General features: G+C 65.5%; 15 protein-coding genes. 6 read left to right on the top strand and 9 right to left on the bottom strand.

Features of this window, described 5'->3' with window-relative positions:
* Positions 1-93: 93 nt before the first annotated feature.
* The 3 genes from fahA to ACF8ML_RS00095 all read right to left on the bottom strand — a co-directional run bounded on the left by fahA (position 94) and on the right by ACF8ML_RS00095 (position 3,045).
* Positions 94-1,410: a fumarylacetoacetase gene (fahA, locus tag ACF8ML_RS00105; RefSeq protein ID WP_392405791.1), complete on the bottom strand. Its 1,317-nt coding sequence runs from the start codon at positions 1,408-1,410 to the stop codon at positions 94-96.
* Between the two features lie 76 nt (positions 1,411-1,486).
* Positions 1,487-2,305, bottom strand: coding sequence for a 3-hydroxybutyrate dehydrogenase (locus ACF8ML_RS00100; protein WP_392405789.1), 819 nt, complete (start codon positions 2,303-2,305; stop codon positions 1,487-1,489).
* Positions 2,302-3,045 carry a GntR family transcriptional regulator gene (locus tag ACF8ML_RS00095; RefSeq protein WP_047325953.1) on the bottom strand — a complete coding sequence of 248 codons (744 nt, stop codon included), beginning with the start codon at positions 3,043-3,045 and terminating at the stop codon, positions 2,302-2,304. The genes ACF8ML_RS00100 and ACF8ML_RS00095 overlap by 4 nt, the downstream gene beginning before the upstream one ends.
* Positions 3,046-3,234: 189 nt before the next feature.
* On the opposite strand from ACF8ML_RS00095, the gene ACF8ML_RS00090 reads away from it, so the two are divergent.
* The 3 genes from ACF8ML_RS00090 (at position 3,235) to ACF8ML_RS00080 (ending at position 8,403) form a co-directional block, all read left to right on the top strand.
* Positions 3,235-5,478 carry a hypothetical protein gene (locus ACF8ML_RS00090; RefSeq protein ID WP_392405787.1) on the top strand — a complete coding sequence of 748 codons (2,244 nt, stop codon included), beginning with the start codon at positions 3,235-3,237 and terminating at the stop codon, positions 5,476-5,478.
* Positions 5,479-5,550: 72 nt separating this feature from the next.
* The gene (locus tag ACF8ML_RS00085) at positions 5,551-6,666 is read left to right on the top strand and encodes a 3-deoxy-7-phosphoheptulonate synthase (RefSeq protein WP_126312811.1); all 1,116 of its coding nucleotides are present in this window, start codon (positions 5,551-5,553) and stop codon (positions 6,664-6,666) included.
* A gap of 435 nt (positions 6,667-7,101) precedes the next feature.
* Positions 7,102-8,403: an MATE family efflux transporter gene (locus ACF8ML_RS00080; RefSeq protein ID WP_392405784.1), complete on the top strand. Its 1,302-nt coding sequence runs from the start codon at positions 7,102-7,104 to the stop codon at positions 8,401-8,403.
* Between the two features lie 98 nt (positions 8,404-8,501).
* On the opposite strand, the gene ACF8ML_RS00075 is transcribed toward ACF8ML_RS00080, so the two are convergent.
* Genes ACF8ML_RS00075 through ACF8ML_RS00065 form a run of 3 tightly spaced genes read right to left on the bottom strand, consistent with a single transcriptional unit; the run spans position 8,502 to position 10,349 of the window.
* A complete protein-coding gene (locus ACF8ML_RS00075) occupies positions 8,502-8,957 on the bottom strand; it encodes a PaaI family thioesterase (protein WP_016450324.1) in 456 nt (151 codons plus the stop codon).
* A complete protein-coding gene (locus ACF8ML_RS00070; protein ID WP_016454514.1) occupies positions 8,950-9,417 on the bottom strand; it encodes a MerR family DNA-binding transcriptional regulator in 468 nt (155 codons plus the stop codon). The genes ACF8ML_RS00075 and ACF8ML_RS00070 overlap by 8 nt, the downstream gene beginning before the upstream one ends.
* A gap of 29 nt (positions 9,418-9,446) precedes the next feature.
* Complete coding sequence (locus ACF8ML_RS00065; RefSeq protein ID WP_209672543.1) at positions 9,447-10,349, bottom strand: LysR substrate-binding domain-containing protein; 903 nt, start codon at positions 10,347-10,349, stop codon at positions 9,447-9,449.
* A gap of 117 nt (positions 10,350-10,466) precedes the next feature.
* Here ACF8ML_RS00065 and ACF8ML_RS00060 point away from each other — a divergent pair, with 117 nt between their 5' ends.
* Both ACF8ML_RS00060 and ACF8ML_RS00055 read left to right on the top strand, forming a co-directional pair.
* Positions 10,467-11,090, top strand: a complete 624-nt coding sequence (locus ACF8ML_RS00060; protein WP_047325949.1) for a glutathione S-transferase family protein — start codon at positions 10,467-10,469, stop codon at positions 11,088-11,090.
* A gap of 20 nt (positions 11,091-11,110) precedes the next feature.
* On the top strand, positions 11,111-12,148 hold the full coding sequence (locus ACF8ML_RS00055; protein ID WP_047325948.1) for an LLM class oxidoreductase: 1,038 nt from the start codon (positions 11,111-11,113) through the stop codon (positions 12,146-12,148).
* Between the two features lie 63 nt (positions 12,149-12,211).
* Here the strand turns inward: ACF8ML_RS00055 and ACF8ML_RS00050 are convergent, their stop codons facing one another.
* A complete protein-coding gene (locus tag ACF8ML_RS00050; protein ID WP_016450326.1) occupies positions 12,212-12,994 on the bottom strand; it encodes an SDR family oxidoreductase in 783 nt (260 codons plus the stop codon).
* A gap of 66 nt (positions 12,995-13,060) precedes the next feature.
* Here ACF8ML_RS00050 and ACF8ML_RS00045 point away from each other — a divergent pair, with 66 nt between their 5' ends.
* The gene (locus ACF8ML_RS00045; RefSeq protein WP_047325946.1) at positions 13,061-14,008 is read left to right on the top strand and encodes a LysR family transcriptional regulator; all 948 of its coding nucleotides are present in this window, start codon (positions 13,061-13,063) and stop codon (positions 14,006-14,008) included.
* Between the two features lie 162 nt (positions 14,009-14,170).
* Here the strand turns inward: ACF8ML_RS00045 and dbpA are convergent, their stop codons facing one another.
* Entirely contained in the window at positions 14,171-15,571 is a 1,401-nt protein-coding gene (gene dbpA, locus ACF8ML_RS00040) for an ATP-dependent RNA helicase DbpA (protein ID WP_016454517.1), read from the bottom strand.
* A 341-nt stretch (positions 15,572-15,912) separates the two neighbouring features.
* On the bottom strand, positions 15,913-17,759 hold a 1,847-nt coding region (locus ACF8ML_RS00035; RefSeq protein WP_392405781.1), incomplete at its 5' end, for a hypothetical protein.

Raw genomic sequence — 17,759 nt, 5'->3', positions numbered from 1 at the left:
CAATTGTGTCATGCACTCGTGGCTGTCGGAATCACGACATTCGTGGCTATCGATCGGGCGAATCCATCGCGCCCGATCGATTGGAGGCTGCTGTCAGCCCTGGCGCGCGGGCAGCACCGTGGCGCGGCACTCGCCGAAGCCGATGCGCGCGGCGCCTGGCTTCTCGCACCAGCCGCGCAGGATCACGGCATCGCCATCCTGCAGGAAGGTGCGGCTCTCGCCATTGGCCAGTGCCACGGGCTTCTTGCCGCCTTCGGTCAGCTCCAGCAGCGCACCGGCCTCGCTGGAGGTGGGGCCGGACAGCGTGCCCGTGCCCAGCAGGTCGCCGGGCTGCAGGTCGCAGCCGTTGACGCTGTGGTGGGCCACCAGCTGGGCCATGGTCCAGTAGGCGTGGCGGTAGCTGGTGTGGGTGATTTGCTGGGCGGCCTGGCCTTCGGCGCGCATGCGGCCGGTCTCCAGCGCCACGCTCAACTGCACGTCGAACGCGCCGCGCTCGGAGTTGGCGGCCGAGCTCAGGTAGGGCAGGGGCTGGGGATCTGCGGCGGGCCGCGTGAAGGCCGTGCGGTAGGGCTCCAGCGCCTCCAGCGTCACGATCCAGGGCGAGACCGTGGTGGCGAAGTTCTTCGACAGGAAGGGGCCCAGCGGCTGGTATTCCCAGGCCTGGATGTCGCGCGCCGACCAGTCGTTGAGCAGGCACAGGCCGAAGATGTGGTTCTCTGCCTCGTCCATGGAAATCGCCTCGCCCCAGGCGTTGCCGGCGCCGGTGTAGATGCCCATCTCCAGCTCATAGTCCAGGCGTGCGCAGGGCTTGAGTGCGGGCGCGGCGGCGTCGGGCGCCTTCAGCTGGCCCATGGGGCGGCGGAAGTCCACGCCCGACACGCGCAGGCTGGACGCACGGCCGTGGTAGCCGATCGGCACCCACTTGTAGTTTTCCATCAGCGGGTTGTCCGGGCGGAACAGCTTGCCGACGTTGGTGGCGTGGTGCACCGAGGTATAGAAGTCCGTGTAGTCGCCGACCTGGGCCGGCACGGCGTACTCCACCTCGGCCTGGGGTACCAGGCAATCCTTGAGGGCGTCCTGCGCGGCAGCGCCTTCGCGCAGCGCGCGCGACAGCGCCAGGCGCAGGGCCGACCAGGCGGCCGGTCCCATGGCCATGAAGCCGTTCAGGTGCTGTTGCGAAGCGGCTTCCAGCTGCGGCTGCACGGCATCGCCCAGCGCCTTGATCGCGCTTGCGCGCGCCAGGTCCAGCACCTGGTCGCCAATGGCCACGCCGCCGCGCCAGGCCTCCTGGCTGCCTGCGCGGCGGAACACCGCAAACGGCAGGTTCTGGATAGGGAAGTCGCTGGCGCCGGTATTGGCCGAGGCCACCCAGCTGCGCAAGCCTGCGTCATGGGTTTCGTTCAAGGACATCTGTCTCTCCTGGTTGGGTTTGTCTGTCGTTGGTATGAAAAAGGGGTTTGGCGGGGCAGGGCGAGGCGTGGCCGGCTCAGGCAGCGGCAAAGCCGCCGTCCATGTTCCAGTGTGCGCCGCGCACCTCGGCTGCCTGCTCGCTGGCCAGGAAACCGGCCAGCGCCGCCACCTGCTCCACGGTCACGAAGGCCTGGGAGGGCTGCTTGGCGCCCAGCAGCTGGCGCGCCGCCGCGTCGGCATCCAGCCCTTCGCGCGCTGCCAGCGCATCGATCTGCCGTTGCACCAGCGGCGTCAGCACCCAGCCGGGGCAGATGGCGTTGCAGGTCACGGGCGTGGTGGCGAACTCCAGCGCCACCGACTTGGTCAGGCCGATCAGCCCGTGCTTGCTGGCCACATAGGCCGGCTTGCGCGCCACGCCCACCAGCCCGCTGACCGAGGCGATATTGATGATGCGCCCCCAGCCGCGCTCCAGCATCTGCGGCGCGCAGGCCTGGATGGCGTGGAAGGGCGCCGACAGGTTGACGGCCAGCAGCTCGTCCCACTTGCCGGCTGGGAATTCGAGCAGCGGGCTCACATGCTGCATGCCTGCGTTGTTGACCAGGATGTCGATGGCGCCCATCTCGGCCGCAATGCGCTGCGCCAGCGGGGCGATGGCGCTGCCGTCGCGCAGGTCCAGCCCGTAGTGGCGCACCGGCACGCCATGCGTTTGGGCGATTTCGCGCACCAGCGCATCGGTCTCGGCAGAAGCGGCGGCCTGGCCATGCAGCGCGATGGCCGCGCCCTCGCTGGCCAGATGGCGCGCCACGGCCAGGCCGATGCCGCTGGTCGATCCGGTGATCCAGGCCACGCGGCCCGCATGCGGGCGTGAAGCGGGGAATGAGGAAGTCGGGTTCATTTCAGGAGATCCATTTCCATATGCACGTACTCGCTGAGAAAGCGGACCCGCGCCCAGTAGATCAGCAGCCCGTCGGCATTGCAGGCCCAGCGCAGCGCCTGCATCAGCGGCGTGCCCAGGGCCACGCCCAGGTGCTCGGCGGCCAGTTCGTCGGCCGGCGCTACGCTCAGGTGCTGGCGCGCCACGGCAATGCGCGAGGGGTCGCTGCTCAGGGCCACGGCCAGGGAGCTGCGCTCCAGCTGGGCCTCGATCTCGGGGAACAGTTCCTGCTCCAGATACAGCTGCGACAGGCAGAACCGCGCCGCGTCATGGTCGTACACGCGCAGCAGGTGCACGTAGGCGGGGGCCATGCGGCCCACGTCGGGGAAGCCTTCGGGAATCGGCGGCAGGCAGTCGCGCCCGGTGTGCAGGGTGATCTGGCCGATGTGAGCGCCAAAGGCCACCAGCTCCTTCCAGCTGGTGGGCAGCAGGAAGGACGGCGGCTTGTAGGGCGCCGCAATCACCCGGGTGCCGCCGCGCTTGCGCGTGAGCAGCAGGCCCTCTGCCACCAGGGCGCCCAGCGCCATGCGCACCGTGGTGCGCGACACGCCATGCAGCGCCTCCAACTCCTGCACCGTGGGAATGGCGCTGCCTACGGGCCAGGCGCCCGTGGACACCTTGCTGCGGAACAGCCGCGCCAGCTGCAGGTGCAGCTTGTCCCGGCCTTGTTGAGAGGCCGACGCGGTGGAGTTGGAGGGCATGGAGGCAATAAAGTATCTATTCAGTGCTTTTATTTTCACACAAAGCGCCAGCCCTGACAGCCTGTGCTGACGCCCATCGTTGACAAATGTCTTCAATTGAGAAGGCCGAATGACTTTTAAACTGCGGCCCTTTTTCGGTTTTTCGTTTTCGTTTTTTGAATGTTGGCCAGAGCGGCCGTTGGGTATTTCATGCAGCAGCAACATGCTTGGGAGTTTTTTCGCGCCGGTGGAGTGGACCAGGTGGTCATCCGCACCGGGCAGGACATTGCGCACATCGGCGAGCTGGACCAGAAGCTGTGGGTGGCCCTGGCCTGCCCCACGCGCGGCATCGAGTTCGACAGCGACACGCTGGACCTGATCGACGAGGACAAGGACGGCCGCATTCGCCCGCCCGAGCTGATCGCCGCCTGCCAATGGGCCGTGGCGCGCGTGCGTGACCCCCAGGTGCTGGCCGATGGCGGCGACGTGCTGCAACTGTCCAGCCTGGAGCGCGACAGCGAGCAGGGCGCCCTGCTGCATGCCGAGGCCGAGCGCATGCTGGCCCTGTCCGGCCAGGCCGGCGGCGCCGCGCTGAGCCTGGCCCAGGTGCGCGAGCGCCTGGCCTCCCTGGCGGCCATGCGCTTCAATGGCGACGGCATCGTCAGCCCCGCCACCGCCGGGGACGAAAAGGCGCTGGCCGCGCTGGTCGAGCGCATCGGCAAGGCCTATGGCACGGCGGCGGGCGCCGATGGCGTGGCCGGCATCGCACGCAAGCAGGCCGAGTCCTTCTATGCCGACCTGCGTTCCCTGCGCGACTGGCATGCAGGCGCCGAGGCCCTGGGCTGCGGCATTGCCGAGCGCGACCAGGCCCTGGCCGCCGCCCGCGCCGTGGACGCGGTGCAGGCCAAGGTGGACGACTTCTTCGCACGCACGCGGCTGGCCGCCTTCGACACGCGCGCGCAGGACCCGCTCAACCCCTCCATCGAAGGCTATGCCGCCCTGGGCCGTGAGGTGCTGGACAGCGGCGCCCAGGCCATTGCCGCCCTGCCGCTGGCCGCCGTGGGAGCCGACCGCGCCCTGCCGCTGGCCCAGGGCGTCAACCCCGCATGGGCCGGCGCGCTGCAGGCGCTGCGCGAGCAGGCCGTGCAGCCCGTGCTGGGCGAAGACCTGCAGGAGATCACCGCCGCGCAGTGGGAACAGGTCAAGGCCGCCCTGCAGCCCTGCCGCCAATGGCTGGCGGCCCGGCCCGCCACGCCGCTCGATGCCCTGTCTCAACAGGAGGTGCAGGCGCTGCTGGACGGCGGCCAGGAAGCCGCGCTGCTGGACCTCATCGCCCAGGACGAGTCCGAGAAGGAACACAGCCTGCAGGCCGTGGCGCTGGAAAAGCTCATCCGCCTGCAGCGCGACCTGCTGGCGCTGCTCAACAACTTCGTCTCGTTCAGCCTCTTTTACCGGCGCGAGGGCGCGGCCTTCCAGGCCGGCACGCTCTACCTGGATGCCCGCAGCTGCGACCTGACCGTGGAAGTGAGCGACACGGCTGCCCATGCCGCGCTGGCCGGCCGTGCCAAGACCTGCCTGGCCTACTGCGAGCTCCGGCGCGAGGGCAAGAAGAAAGCCATCGTCGCGGCCTTCACTGCGGGCGATGTGGACTTTCTCTTCGTGGGCCGCAACGGCGTGTTCTATGACCGCGCGGGCAACGACTGGGACGCCACCATCGTCAAGCTCATCGAGAACCCCACCAGCATCGGCCAGGCCTTCTTCCTGCCCTACAAGAAATTCCTGCGCATGGTGGAGGAACAGGTGGCCAAGCGCGCCTCGGCCAAGGAAGAGGGCGTGACTGCCAGCCTGGGCACGCAGGCCGGCCAGCTGGTCACGGCGCCCGGCACCGCAGCGGCCAGCGCCGCCACAGCCACGGCGGCCGCCGCCCCGCGCAAGACCGATGTGGGCACCGTGGCCGCCCTGGGCGTGGCCCTGGGCTCCATCAGCGCCGTGCTGGTGGGCATCTTCGGTAAGTTCATCGACCTGGGGCCCTGGATTCCCGTGGCCCTGGTCGGCCTCATCGCCGCCATCTCCGGGCCCAGCATGATGATTGCCTGGCTCAAGCTGCGCCAGCGCAGCCTGGGGCCCATCCTGGACGCCAGCGGCTGGGCCATCAACGGCCGCATGCGCATCAACCTGCCGCTGGGCCGCAGCCTGTCGCAGACCGCCAAGGTGCCGGTGGGCGCGCGGCGCACGGCGGGCGATCCCTATGCGGAAGGCAATGGCCTGCGCAACACCCTGGTGGCGCTGGCCGTGGTGGCCTTGCTGGCGCTGATGGCCTGGCGCCTGCACTGGGTCGATGGCCTGCTGCCCGCCGGCTGGCAGTACGGCGCGGCACCGGCCGCTGTGCCGGCTGCGCAAGAGACGGCGCCTGCACCGGCAGCGGCACCAGCACCGGCACCGGCGGCTCAGTAAGTCGATGCCAAGGGGCGGGCAAGCCACTTGCCCCGCCCCGGTCGGGAAACCTCAAGGCGCGACAATAGCGCCATGACCACCCCCACCCACGTACAACGCAGTGCCGTGCCCCTGAGCACGCACGACACCACCCGCATCGACGACCTGCGCATCAAGGCCGTGCGCCCCCTGATCACCCCGGCCCTGCTGCAGGAATGGCTGCCCGCGCCCGAAGCCGCGCAGCAACTGGTGGAAACCAGCCGCGCCGCCATCTCGGACGTACTGCAGGGCCGGGACGACCGGCTCATCGTCGTCGTCGGACCCTGCTCCATCCACGACCACGACCAGGCCATGGACTATGCGCGCCAGCTCAAGGCCCAGGCCGACGCCCTGGCCGGCGAGCTGCTCGTGGTCATGCGCGTCTACTTCGAGAAGCCCCGCACCACCGTGGGCTGGAAGGGATACATCAACGACCCGCACCTGGACGGCAGCTTCGCCATCAACGAAGGCCTGGAAATGGCCCGCGCCCTGCTGCTGGACGTGCTGGCCCTGGGTCTGCCCGTGGGCACGGAATTCCTGGACCTGCTGTCGCCGCAATTCATCAGCGACCTGGTCAGCTGGGGCGCCATCGGCGCGCGCACCACGGAAAGCCAGAGCCACCGCCAGCTGGCCAGCGGCCTGTCCTGCCCCGTGGGCTTCAAGAACGGCACGGACGGCGGCGTCAAGGTGGCCAGCGACGCCATCCAGGCGGCCAGCGCGCCCCACGCCTTCATGGGCATGACCAAGATGGGCCAGTCCGCCATCTTCGAGACCCGCGGCAATGGCGACTGCCACGTCATCCTGCGCGGCGGCAAGCAGCCCAACTACGGCGCCGAGCATGTGCAGGCCGCCTGCGCCCTGCTGGAAGGCGCAGGCCTGCGCCCGCAGGTCATGATCGATGTCTCCCACGCCAACAGCAGCAAGCAGCACCGCCGCCAGATCGACGTGGCGGCCGACGTGGCCCAGCAGATCGCCGGTGGCGATGCCCGCATCACGGGGCTGATGATCGAAAGCCACCTGCAGGAAGGGCGGCAGGACATCGTGGACGGCCAGCCGCTGGCGCATGGCGTGTCCGTGACCGATGCCTGCATCAGCCTGGAGCAGACCGTGCCTGTGCTGCAGCAGCTGGCTGCGGCGGTGAAGGCGCGGCGGTTGAAGCTGCGGGGATGAGTTGACTGGCCGGGCCTGTTTGGGACCCGCGTCATACAAGGGAGCAGTCCTGTCCTTCGGCAGGACTGCAATGCTGCAACCGCTACAGCGCAGTGGCGTGCATACAGGTCGCCGATGTAAAGACAGGGTCGGCAGACTGCGAGATCTCATTCAGATGCTTGGGCAGCGTATGCCCGCATCACGCTTTTCAGACCAGTCCGATTGCGTCATGCATTTTCGCATTGAATGATTGATTTTTATATCGGCTCAAGAGATTTTCTATTGTTGCATCCAGTGTATCTCAAGGATTGCGCCGATATGTTTGTCCATATTCCGCAGTGACAGGGATGGCGGGCAATGAATAATGAATGGCAGCTTCAACGTAACCCAGGATCTTCATTTCAAAGAATTCGGGTCATATATCATGGGTTTTGATTCTGCGGAGGAGGGATAGGTATGAGGCCTGGTGATGCAAAGCGGGTATTTGACCTCGCAGTTGGGCGCTCCGCCCCGCCGCTTGCCTCCATGGTCACCATTTTTGCCATTAGTTTCCATAGCCCTGCTCTTGTTGCCCAATTCAGTATAGCTCTTTCCTTTGCTTCACTTTTCTTTGTATTGCCGGCGAGTATTGGCGCCATCTTCTTTTCGGAAATGGCTGCCAGCAAAGATAAGGAGCAGTCAGACTCACTCATCAGTTTGCTGCTTTGGCTGGTCCTCCTATACACCGGGTTTTGTTTTATTCTGGTGTATTGGCTTCCTGTTATCTCGAAAACCCTGATATCCGGTTTGCCAGAGGAACTATTAAATGGGGCCGTATCGCAGGCAAGATTGATAATTCTGTGTATTCCATTCTTCGGAATCATCAATGTATGTAGCTGCGTTCTTGAGTCAAGATCACATACTGCCATCGTTGCAAAATTCAGAATGTGGCAGGTTTTTTTCAATGCAGCCTGTGTGATTGTTGTGCTGGTGCTGCTTGGGAGGAATGAGTGGATGAGTGATGACTCGGTCGCTCTTGCCTATCTGTTCAGTGACATCATTTTTTCCATTGCCGCATATGCTTTGATGCGGAAATACTGTCAATTCGGTTTTTCATTCAATTTTCGTGGATTGCCTGGCAGAAGAATATTTTCCGTTTTGATTCCTGGCTATGCCAATTTTTTCTTTGGAAGATATCTGATTTATATATTGTCAATGTCTGTTGCAGGGCTGGGTGCAATGTATTCTGCAATTCAATCCCAAGCTTCTGCCATATTGCTTTTGGCAGAACTGCCTGCCATGGGAGTCTGTGCTCTTCTGGCGATGGAGATATCAAAAAATCGTGGAAGATGGGCAGTGCAATTTCAGTTCATCAAAGATTCTTCTTCATTGATGATTTATTGTGCCATTATTCCGGCTGTTGCATTGATTGTATTCATGCTGTTCTATGAAATATCGATGGCCAATGGTTATCAGATTGTCGGTGAGGGGTTCCTTTCCTTGGTGTGCAAAGGAACTACGGATCTGGGGTTTTTCTATGCGGCAGCAATTTCTGGCGGGCTAGGCCTTTATTGGTCGTCAAGAATCATTTTTTGGGTTGTTTACGCATTGGTGTTTTTTGCCCCGATGTCATTGGGATTTCATGGCTCCAGTTATTCCATGATCAATTATGTTTTCTCATTTTCTTCTCTCCTGTCCTGTGCGCTGTTGGTCCTGCTTATCCGCAACAGGCGAGATTCCCTATCCGAAGAGAAGATTGGCTTGAAGCAGAGCCTGTAGCAGTGGTGGCCCTTGGCGAGGTGATCTGTCCTTCGGCAACCCCGCAACCGCCACGATGCAGGCGCTGACATACGGGGTGGGGAGGCGGGGGAACGTTCTCAGGCCCGCACGGGCCTGGGCTCCAGATTGCGCGCCGTGCCCAGCCAGGTCGCGCAATGCGTTTCATGACCATCCTCGGCCACCGCGAACAGGTCGGCTGCGCAGATGCTGAGCACGCGGCCGGCATCCACCACGCGGCCGCGCGCCCGCAGGTGGGTGCCGCGTGCGGGGGCGAAGAGCTTCACGCTGCCGTCCACCGTGGCATTGGCCCAGCCGGCAGGCAGCAGCGAACCTGCGGCCGACACCGCCGCAAAGTCGCCCAGTGCAAAGACCGCCGTGGCCTGCAACTGGCCCGGCTGAAAGCACAGGGCATCGGCAATGGGCATCTCCAGCTCGGTGGCTCCGGGCTCGGCACGCACGAAGCGCAGGCCCAGGGTGCGCGCCATGGGCATGGCCAGCACGGCGTTCTGCAGCGCCTGGGTGGATGGGGTGGGGTGGGTGGTCGGCTCAGTCATGGCCTGTCTCCTTCGTGGTGGGTGAAGCGGCACGGCGCACGCGCGGCCAGGGCGCGGCGGGTTTGTCGGGTGCGTTGGATGGGGCCGGTGCCGTCTGCGCCAGATCCCGCTCGGCCTGGCGGGCGCGCAGCCACTGCACATGGTCCAGGGCCTGGGCGCGCTGGGCCTGCAGCGCGGCGATCTGTTCGTCTATCTCCTGCACGCGCTGCTGCACGGCATCGGCCAGGTCACCGGGGCCTATGCGCCCCGCACGCCAGGCGCGCAGGTTCTCCGCAATGCGCGGCAGCCCGAACCCCAGCGCGCGGGACATGGCGATGAACACCACCTCGCGCCGGGCCGAGCGCGGATAGTCGCGGTAGCCATTGGGCAGGCGCCGGGGCTTGAGCAGGCCCGCGCGCTCGTAGTGCCGCAGCGCGTGGATGGAGACGCCCGTGAGCCGGGCGAGTTCGGAGATCAGCATGTGCCAAGGCTAGCAAGGCTCGTGCTGGGCTAGGGTTGGGAAGGGGACAGGTTTTTTCCCGCCTCGTCGCGAATCCATTCCAGGAACGCGCGCACTTCGGGGCGGTCGGCCGCTCCGGGCCGCGTCACCGCGTAGTAGGCAAATCGTGCGGGCCATGGCTTGTCCAGCACCTGGATGAGCCGGCCCGCCGCGATTTCTTCCTGGGCATAGGCCTGCGGCACCAGCGCCAGGCCCTGGCCAGCCTCTGCCGCACGGATCAGCAGGAAGTCATCGTCAAAGGCACTGCCGCGCTCCGCGCGCAGGTCGTCGGCCACGCCATGCGCTTTCAGCCAGAGCGGCCAGTCTGCGCGGTCGCCGTCGTGCAGCAGGGGGTAGTCGAGGCAATCGCCGGCCCCATGGATCACGGCCCCGTGCGCCTTCAGGAATCCCGGCGAGGCGACGGGCGTCAGAACCGGCGCCATGAGGGGGAGAACCTCCAGCCCCGGATAGTCTCCCAGCCCGTGGCGCAAGGCCACGTCCACCCGGTCGCGCCGCAGGTCCACCAGTTCCGATGTGGCCTCCACGCGGATTTCAATGTCCGGGTGCAATTGCTTGAAACGCCCCAGCCGGGGCACCAGCCACGATGCCGCGAACATGGCGACCGTGCTGACGGTCAGGCTCCGTCTTGCCTTGGTGCTTTCCAGGTCGTGCATGGCCTGGTCGATTTGAAGAAACGCTTCGCGCAGCCTGGGGAACACGCTGGCGCCTGCCTCGGTCAGCCGCATGCCAAGGCGCTCACGCTCCAGCAACACCACTCCCAGGCGGTCTTCCAGCACGCGGATCTGCTGGCTGACGGCGCCGGGCGTGACGTGCAGGGCCTGTGCCGCTGCCTTGACGCTTTTGCGCTGCCCCACTTCCACGAAAGTGCGCAGCGCCTGCAATGGATAGGTCATATTGTTTTTAGATTTACTAAATTCATGGAGCAAAAATCATCGCTTTGAATGAGATGTTTATCGCTTGAGAATAAGTCTTGCCAGTGATTCTATGAATTCAGTTTATCTAAAAGTTATATGCTCCATCTCTATTCAGACAGCTCCCCCAATGGCTTCAAGGCGACCATTGCGCTGGAAGAGCTTTCGCTGCCTTACCAGCTGCACCATGTGCGCATCGATGAAGGCGAGCACCGGCAGCCGGCCTTTCTGGCGCTGAATCCCCATGGCCGCATTCCCGTGCTCACGGACAGCGAGACGGGTGTGGTGTTGTTTGAGTCAGCGGCCATTCTTCTGTACCTGGCCGACAGGAGCGGGCAGCTGCTGCCAGCGGACCTGCAGGCCCGCTGGGAGGCGATCAAATGGCTGCAATTCCAGGCGTCCAGTGTCGGGCCGCTGCTGGGCCAGCGCGTGCACTTCGAGCTGTTCGCGGACAGCCCTGACCCTGCGGCCATCGAACGCTACCGGCGCCTGACGGAGGAGGCGTTCACGGTGCTGGACCACGCGCTGCAAGGCCGTCCCTATCTGGCTGGCGACAGCTACTCCATTGCAGACATTGCCCATTTCGGCTGGATGCACATCGCGCGAATCATCCACTTCGACTTCAGCCGGCACCGCCATCTGAGCGCATGGCATGAGCGGGTCGCGGCCCGGCCTGCGGTGCGCAAGGGCATCACGCTGCCGGCACCGGCAACCGGCGCATGAACACGAGTCAGGTCCAGACAATGAATGCAACTCCTCTCTCCCCGCGCACGGGCGGGGCTTCCTATGCCTCGTTCTACGCACACCCTGGCTACCGGCGCATGTTCGCACCAGACCGGCTGACCGTGGGCATCTTCCTGCCGCTGCGCAGCTACAAGGGCGACATGTCGGTGCTGCGCGGGCAGGCGGATCTGGTCACCCGCATCGACCAGAATGGCTTTGCCGCCGTGTGGGTGCGCGATGTCCCCTTGTTCGATCCCTCGTTCGGGGACGCCGGGCAGGTATTCGACCCCTTCACCTACCTGTCTTTTCTGGCGGCCCGTACCCGCAAGGTCGCCTTGGCCACCGGCAGCGCCATCGTCTCCCTGCGCCATCCGATCGACCTGGCCAAGGCCGCCACAAGCATTGACCAGCTTTCCGGTGGCCGGCTGGTGATGGGCGTGGCCTCCGGCGACAGGCCGATGGAGTTTCCCGCCTACGGGCTGGAACACGAGGCCCGGGCACAGCGCTTTTCCCACGCGGTTGCCTATATGCGCCAGCTCATGCAGCCCGGGCACCTGGACATCGATTCCCCGCTGGGGCGCCTGGAAGGCGCCGAGTTTCTCCCCCAGCCCGTTGCGGGGAGCATTCCGCTGATGGTGACGGGATCGTCCGGCCAGTCGCTGGCGTGGATTGCCGAGCATGCAGATGGCTGGCTGACCTACCCCGGTGCCACCCATACCCCCCGGGGGCCCCAGCACCTGGCCGAGAAAATCCGCGCCTGGCGTGACCTGATCCCTGGAGGCGCGTTCCGCCCGCACATGACGAACGAGTGGATCGACCTGGTCGATGACCCCGGCCACCCCCCGACCCCGTTGCATGGGGGCTATGTCCTGCGCACCGGGCGCAAGGGACTGGTGGCATTGCTCGAACAGTGGCAGGCGGCGGGGGTGAACCACGCGGCGCTGGGCATCCAGTGGTCACAGCGCCCGCCCGCCGAGGTGCTGGAGGAACTGGCCCAGGAGGTGCTGCCGCACTTTCCCTCGCACGAAGGGCTGCCGGCAGTGGCGGCTGACTGGTGAACGCAGGCCTGGGCCAGGAATGGCCGGGTCGCGGCGAACTTGCATCCCTGAGACCGGGGGCATTCAAGCCGGCTGCGCTGCAGGCCTCATCACGCGCGCCGTGAACCGGGCCATGAACTCGCGCGTGACAATGCGCCCGCCCAGGGCCGTCAGGTAGTTGGCGCAGCCGTGCACCACCGAGGCGCGGTTGTCGTCGAAGGCTTTCAGCCCCAGGCGAACCACGTCTTCGCTGGATGCTTTTTTCCCGAAGGATGCGGCCTCGCCGGCGCGGGCGAAGAACGCCGTGTCGGTAGCGCCCGGGCACAACGCCAGCACGCGCACGCCGCGCGGCCGGTACTCGGCCCAGAGCGCTTCGCTGAACGAAAGGACAAAGGCCTTGGTCGCGGCGTAGACCGCCATGTACGGGACCGGCTGAAACGCTGCCGTGGAGGCGATGTTGATGACGCCGCCCTGGCGCTGCTCCAGTGCAGGGAGACACAGGTGCGTCAATTCCACCAGGGCGCCCACATTCAGGTCGATGGCCTCCCGCTGTATGTCCAGCGCCAGTTCATCAAACCTGCCGTGGGTGCCGAAGCCGGCGTTGTTCACCAGCAGGTCCGGCAGCAGGCCCCTGGCGCTGACGGCCTCGAAGACCCGCCGGGCCGCCCCGGGTGCGGCCAGGTCCTCCACCAGGAATTCGGCGCCGGGCAATTCGCGGGCGAGCTTCTCGAGCCTGTCGCGGCTGCGCGCGATCAGCACGACTTTGGCGCCACGGCGGGCAAGCTCCCTGGCGAATACTTCACCGATGCCCATGGAGGCGCCGGTCACCAGGACGGTTTTCTGGGAGAAATCAAAAGGGGTTTTCATGCACTCGAGTATTGCGACGGGGGGCCCGCCTGGGAATGGGCAGCGCTGGTAAGCTGATTTGCATTCATGAAAAACCAACCGCCCACCACCTGGGATGACCTGCGCGTGCTCCTGGCGCTTCACCGCCACCAAAGCCTGCTGGCCGCAGGCGCTGCCCTGGGCCTGTCCACCTCCACCGTCGCGCGGCGCATCGAGGCGCTGGAGCAATCCCTGGGCCGCGCCCTGGTACACCGCAGCAGCGCAGGGACGACGGTCGAGCCCGATGCGATGGAACTGGTGGAGCTGGCCGAGCAATTCGAGCTGGGACTGGGCGGCATCAAGCGCGACGACCGGCCCGCTGAGAAGGCCCATGCGCTGACCGGCACCATCCGCGTCAGCATGGGCGAAGGCTTCGTGAAGCCGGTGACCGCCGTGCTCTCGCAGTTGAGAAGCGCGCACCCCGGGCTGCATATCGAAGTGGCCGTGGAGTCGCGCTTCACGGATGTCGGGCGGCGCGAAGTGGACGTCGCGCTCCGGGTCGGGCGCTCCAGCTCGGCCGTGGTGGTGGAGAAATGGGCGGGGCAACTGACGTTTGGCCTGTACGCCTCGCACGGCTATGTCGAGCAGCGCCTGCCGGGTCGCCGCCTGCGCGTGCAGGACTTCGCCAGCCACGATTTCGTGGGACAGGACCTGGCCACCGGCCGGCAGGACGCCTCCAACCTGTGGCTGGCCAGCCGGGGCGCCACCCGGTTCGTCTTTCGATCCGGCTCCGACCTGGCCCGCCAGGAGGCCACGGAGCAAGGCCAGGGCATCTGCCTGCTGCCCGACGCCATGGCCCATGCCGTGCCCGGCCTGGCACGGCTGGAGGTGGATGCGCCGCTGCCGTCCTGCCCGGTGTACCTGGCCTATCACCGCGACCGCCGCAACGTGCCGGGCGTGCGGGCAGTGATCGACGCGCTGGGCGCGGCGCTGGCCGAAGGGCTGCAGCCGCCCGCAGAAAAAGCCGAAGCGGCCAACCCTGCCGCGCAGTCATGACAGGCCCGGTCTTTCCAGACCGTTCAAGGCGAGGGCGCGGCCGACGGACCCGGTGAGCAGCCAGGACCATCGTTGGTCGTCGATCCCAACGAAACAAGAATGGGCAGTGGCTGGCGCGAAACGACCCGTTGTGGTCGTTCGTGCCTCGGCGCCTGCAACCGCTCAATCCTTGAGCAAGCGCGCCTTCACCGTTCGCCCCTTGATCTTTCCGCTATTGAGCCGGGCAACCACGTCATGCGCAATCTTGCGGTCCACGGCCACATAGGTTGCGAACTCGTTGATGTCGATCTTGCCCACTTGCTCGCGGGTGTAGCCCAGGTCTGCGGTGAGCGCGCCCAGCACATCGCCCGGGCGGATCTTGTCCTTGCGGCTGGCATTGATGTGGATGGTGGCCTTGGATGGCAGGAGCCGGCCGCCGGGAGTCGGCGTCAGCTCGTCCAGCGGGTACCAGACGGATGGGCTGCCCTGCATCTGCTCGATGTTTCCGACCGCGCCCATTTCGTCCATCGTCGCAAGACTCAGGGCCAGGCCTTTCTGGCCGGCGCGGCCTGTGCGGCCGATGCGGTGCACGTGCACTTCAGGGTCGGGCGTGATGTCCACGTTGATGACGGCGCCCAGGTTGGTCACATCCAGCCCGCGAGCCGCCACATCGGTGGCGACCAGCACGGAGCAACTGCCGTTCACGAAGCGCACCAGCACCTGGTCACGGTCACGCTGCTCCAGATCGCCGTGCAGCTCCAGCGCGCTGTAGCCCTGGGCCTGCAGCAGCTCGGCAAGGGCCCGGCAGCGCGCCTTGGTATTGCAGAAGGCCAGCGTGCTCTCGGGCCGGAAATGCTCCAGCAGGCGAGCCACCGCAGGCAGCCGCTCTTCCTTGTCCACCTCGTACCAGCGCTGCTCGATCTGCTCGCCGCTGTGCTGCGCGGCGACCTTGACCGTGACCGGGTCACGCATGAATCGCGCGGCCAGCTTGGCGATGCCTTCAGGGTAGGTGGCGGAGAACAGCAAGGTCTGGCGCTGCGGGGGGCACTGCTTGGCGACCTTGGCGATGTCATCGACGAAACCCATGTCGAGCATGCGATCTGCTTCGTCAAGCACCAAGGTGTTCAGCGAATCAAGGTTCAGATTGCCCCGGTCCAGGTGATCGATCACACGGCCGGGCGTGCCCACGATCACGTGCGCGCCGTTCTCAAGGCTCGCGTTCTGGCCGCGCAGCGGAACGCCGCCGGACAGGGTCACCACCTTGACGTTGTCTTCCGCACGCGCCAGGCGGCGAATCTCGGTCGTCACCTGATCGGCCAGCTCGCGGGTGGGGCAGAGCACCAGGCCTTGCACCGAGAAATTGCGCGTATCCAGCTTGGCCAGCAGCGCCAGGGCAAAGGCTGCGGTCTTGCCGCTGCCGGTCTTCGCCTGGGCGATCACATCCTTGCCTTCAAGCGCAGGGGGCAGGCTGGCGAGCTGAATCGCCGTCATTTCAAGGTAGCCGAGCCGCTCAAGATTGGCGAGCGTCGCAGGCGAAAGCGCAAGTTTGTCGAAGGAATGGGGGGAAGCCGAGGGTGCAGTCATGGCGGCATTTTAGTTTTGGCGCTCTCAGGACCGGGGCGCGGCACGCTGGTCACTGAGAAAGAACAGGGGCTTGCTGGGCCATTGCCGGCATGTGCGAGAAGACGGCCAGCGGGGTGTTGACGGCATGGATGGCAAGAGGTCTGCCGTGGGGCTAACAGATAGCAACCAGCCTGAAGCTGCCGGCCAGCAGTCGGCTGGCGACCCATTGCGGTCTTCGAAGCAAATTCAAAAGCGGTCGTCCAGAGCACCCCAGTTTCGAAGACCTGCGGCCGCATCGGCGTAACTCAATGCAAGCCTGAAGGCTCTTGCAAACGTTGGCTGGCGAGCGGTCGGCTGGCCTACTACCGGCCGCGCTTCTCCAAAATCGCGATGAGTTCTGCGTCGACCTCGTCCGGCACTTGGTTCTGTCGATGGCGAAGTCGTTCAACTACCGTGCCGGTCGGGGGATGGCTGTCCCACGCCTCGCGGCTCCAGTCGCCCCGCAGCAAGATGTCCCAGTAGATCTCGCCTTTCGTGCTATCCACCAGATCGCCTGCGTCATCGGGGGCTGCGCCGTAGCTCAGCAGCAGCGCCGCCAGCGGTAGGCAGATCGGGCGCATCTCGCTGCCGCGACCGCACAGCAGCAGCGCAACGGCACCGAGCAGCGAGCCGCGCCAGTACAGACGCTTGTAGCGGAAGTCAGCGTCAATGCCGCTGCCCGTCAATTTGTGCAAGCACAGGCGCACAGGCATGTTGGCGTCTAACCCCTGGGCAAGCAGCCCGGCCAAGAAATCCAAGATCAACTGACCATCGCGCGCCGGGACGAAGTGTCGGTCGCCGTTCAGTGGGACGTCGGCCATGAGCGCCCGCTCCTTGGCGTCGAAAATGCCAACTAACACCTCGCGCTGAAACGCATCGGGCTCCATCCAGAACGCGGCGCTGGCACCGTTGGTGAGCAACTCATTGGCCAGGGTCAGCGGCTGGCAACCCATCGTCGGGTGGCGCATGACGTTACGCAGCAGGGAGGTGGGGCGGTCATCCCACAGCGGGGTGTCCAGATTCACCCCCGCGGCGACCAGCTCGGCAACGGTTCCTGCGTCGCGCTCCTGCCAGTACAGGCGCTCCAGGCGGCGCTGATCGCTCATGGCCGGCGGCGCAACGGAGCGCGCGCCCAGTGTCTCCAGCACGGCCAGCACGTCCAGCCGGTCCTTAAAGAAACTCACACTGTTGAAGAGAAGGCTGCCCCTCACCTGCTCCGGGTGCAGGGCCCAGCGGATCTGCGCGTTGACGTCCACGCCCTCGCGAGAGGCCAGCAAGGCCAGCAGTTCGGGATGTTCGCAGAGCGCGCGCAGCACACACTCCGAGCGCCACAGCGCCACGGGGTCGGCTTGTGGCGCCTGCACGAGCGTGCGCAGCAGTGCCGGAGTGTTCTTGCCGCCGTAGCTCTGCACCACCTCTGCGACCTCGTCGACCCAGGCCAGGCAGGCGATTAGGTCGACGTTCGCGTCCAGCAGCGCCGACACCGCCTTGCCTAGCCGGGCCTTGGCCGCATGCACCAGAAGCGGCGTGCCATCGACCACGGCATTCTTCGGTGCGCCGGCCTTGATGGCCTTGGCGAAGGCAGCCTCCTTGCCGTCCAGCAGCAGCTCCAGCAGCTCCTCCTCCTCAGTCAGCATCGGCGCCGGGAAGGCCTTGGCAGCAACCTTTTTGCCGCCTTGGTAATGCAGCGTTCGCGTTTCGCCGACCTGCCCGTACCAGATGCGCACTCGGATGTGCGTCGCGCCGGCGTCGTGCAGTGCCTGGATATGCGCCTTCTCCAATTCGTCACCGGATGAGGTGTCAATCACGAAGCGCAGCGTCTCGCCCCGCAGCGACGTACTGGTCACGAAGGGCTTCTCCCAGTCGTCGAAGCAAGCTTGCAGCGGCGCGGGCCACTGGTCGGCGAACTGGCCGACTGCGGTCTGGAGGTGACCGTGCAGCGCGGAGAGCATAAGGGCATCAGCGCCGATGCAGGTAAAGGTCAGGATGTTGGAAGACATGAGGGGGGTGTAGACAGGCGAGAAGGCGTCTGAGGCGCCATTGTGTCCAAGCTCGGTGCCCGTTAGCTTGACACTTTGTCCACACACCCATATCCAGCCTTTGCGACTTTCAATCGACGTTGCAAATTCGGCTTTGGATTTGACTATCGGATAAAAGCAATGTCCGCTCT

Origin of the sequence: Delftia sp. WSY_10, assembly GCF_043104705.1 — a bacterium.
Taxonomy (GTDB): domain Bacteria; phylum Pseudomonadota; class Gammaproteobacteria; order Burkholderiales; family Burkholderiaceae_C; genus Comamonas; species Comamonas tsuruhatensis.
The sequence above is the reverse complement of the archived record's forward strand: the minus strand, read 5'-3'. Positions and strand labels throughout refer to the sequence as shown.

Excerpts from the sequence above, each read along its gene's own strand:
- fahA (WP_392405791.1), bottom strand. The coding sequence starts at position 1,410 with ATGTCCTTGAACGAAACCCATGACGCAGGCTTGCGCAGCTGGGTGGCC.
- ACF8ML_RS00100 (WP_392405789.1), bottom strand. The coding sequence starts at position 2,305 with ATGAACCCGACTTCCTCATTCCCCGCTTCACGCCCGCATGCGGGCCGC.
- ACF8ML_RS00095 (WP_047325953.1), bottom strand. The coding sequence starts at position 3,045 with ATGCCCTCCAACTCCACCGCGTCGGCCTCTCAACAAGGCCGGGACAAG.
- ACF8ML_RS00090 (WP_392405787.1), top strand. The coding sequence starts at position 3,235 with ATGCAGCAGCAACATGCTTGGGAGTTTTTTCGCGCCGGTGGAGTGGAC.
- ACF8ML_RS00085 (WP_126312811.1), top strand. The coding sequence starts at position 5,551 with ATGACCACCCCCACCCACGTACAACGCAGTGCCGTGCCCCTGAGCACG.
- ACF8ML_RS00080 (WP_392405784.1), top strand. The coding sequence starts at position 7,102 with ATGAGGCCTGGTGATGCAAAGCGGGTATTTGACCTCGCAGTTGGGCGC.
- ACF8ML_RS00075 (WP_016450324.1), bottom strand. The coding sequence starts at position 8,957 with ATGACTGAGCCGACCACCCACCCCACCCCATCCACCCAGGCGCTGCAG.
- ACF8ML_RS00070 (WP_016454514.1), bottom strand. The coding sequence starts at position 9,417 with ATGCTGATCTCCGAACTCGCCCGGCTCACGGGCGTCTCCATCCACGCG.
- ACF8ML_RS00065 (WP_209672543.1), bottom strand. The coding sequence starts at position 10,349 with ATGACCTATCCATTGCAGGCGCTGCGCACTTTCGTGGAAGTGGGGCAG.
- ACF8ML_RS00060 (WP_047325949.1), top strand. The coding sequence starts at position 10,467 with ATGCTCCATCTCTATTCAGACAGCTCCCCCAATGGCTTCAAGGCGACC.
- ACF8ML_RS00055 (WP_047325948.1), top strand. The coding sequence starts at position 11,111 with ATGAATGCAACTCCTCTCTCCCCGCGCACGGGCGGGGCTTCCTATGCC.
- ACF8ML_RS00050 (WP_016450326.1), bottom strand. The coding sequence starts at position 12,994 with ATGAAAACCCCTTTTGATTTCTCCCAGAAAACCGTCCTGGTGACCGGC.
- ACF8ML_RS00045 (WP_047325946.1), top strand. The coding sequence starts at position 13,061 with ATGAAAAACCAACCGCCCACCACCTGGGATGACCTGCGCGTGCTCCTG.
- dbpA (WP_016454517.1), bottom strand. The coding sequence starts at position 15,571 with ATGACTGCACCCTCGGCTTCCCCCCATTCCTTCGACAAACTTGCGCTT.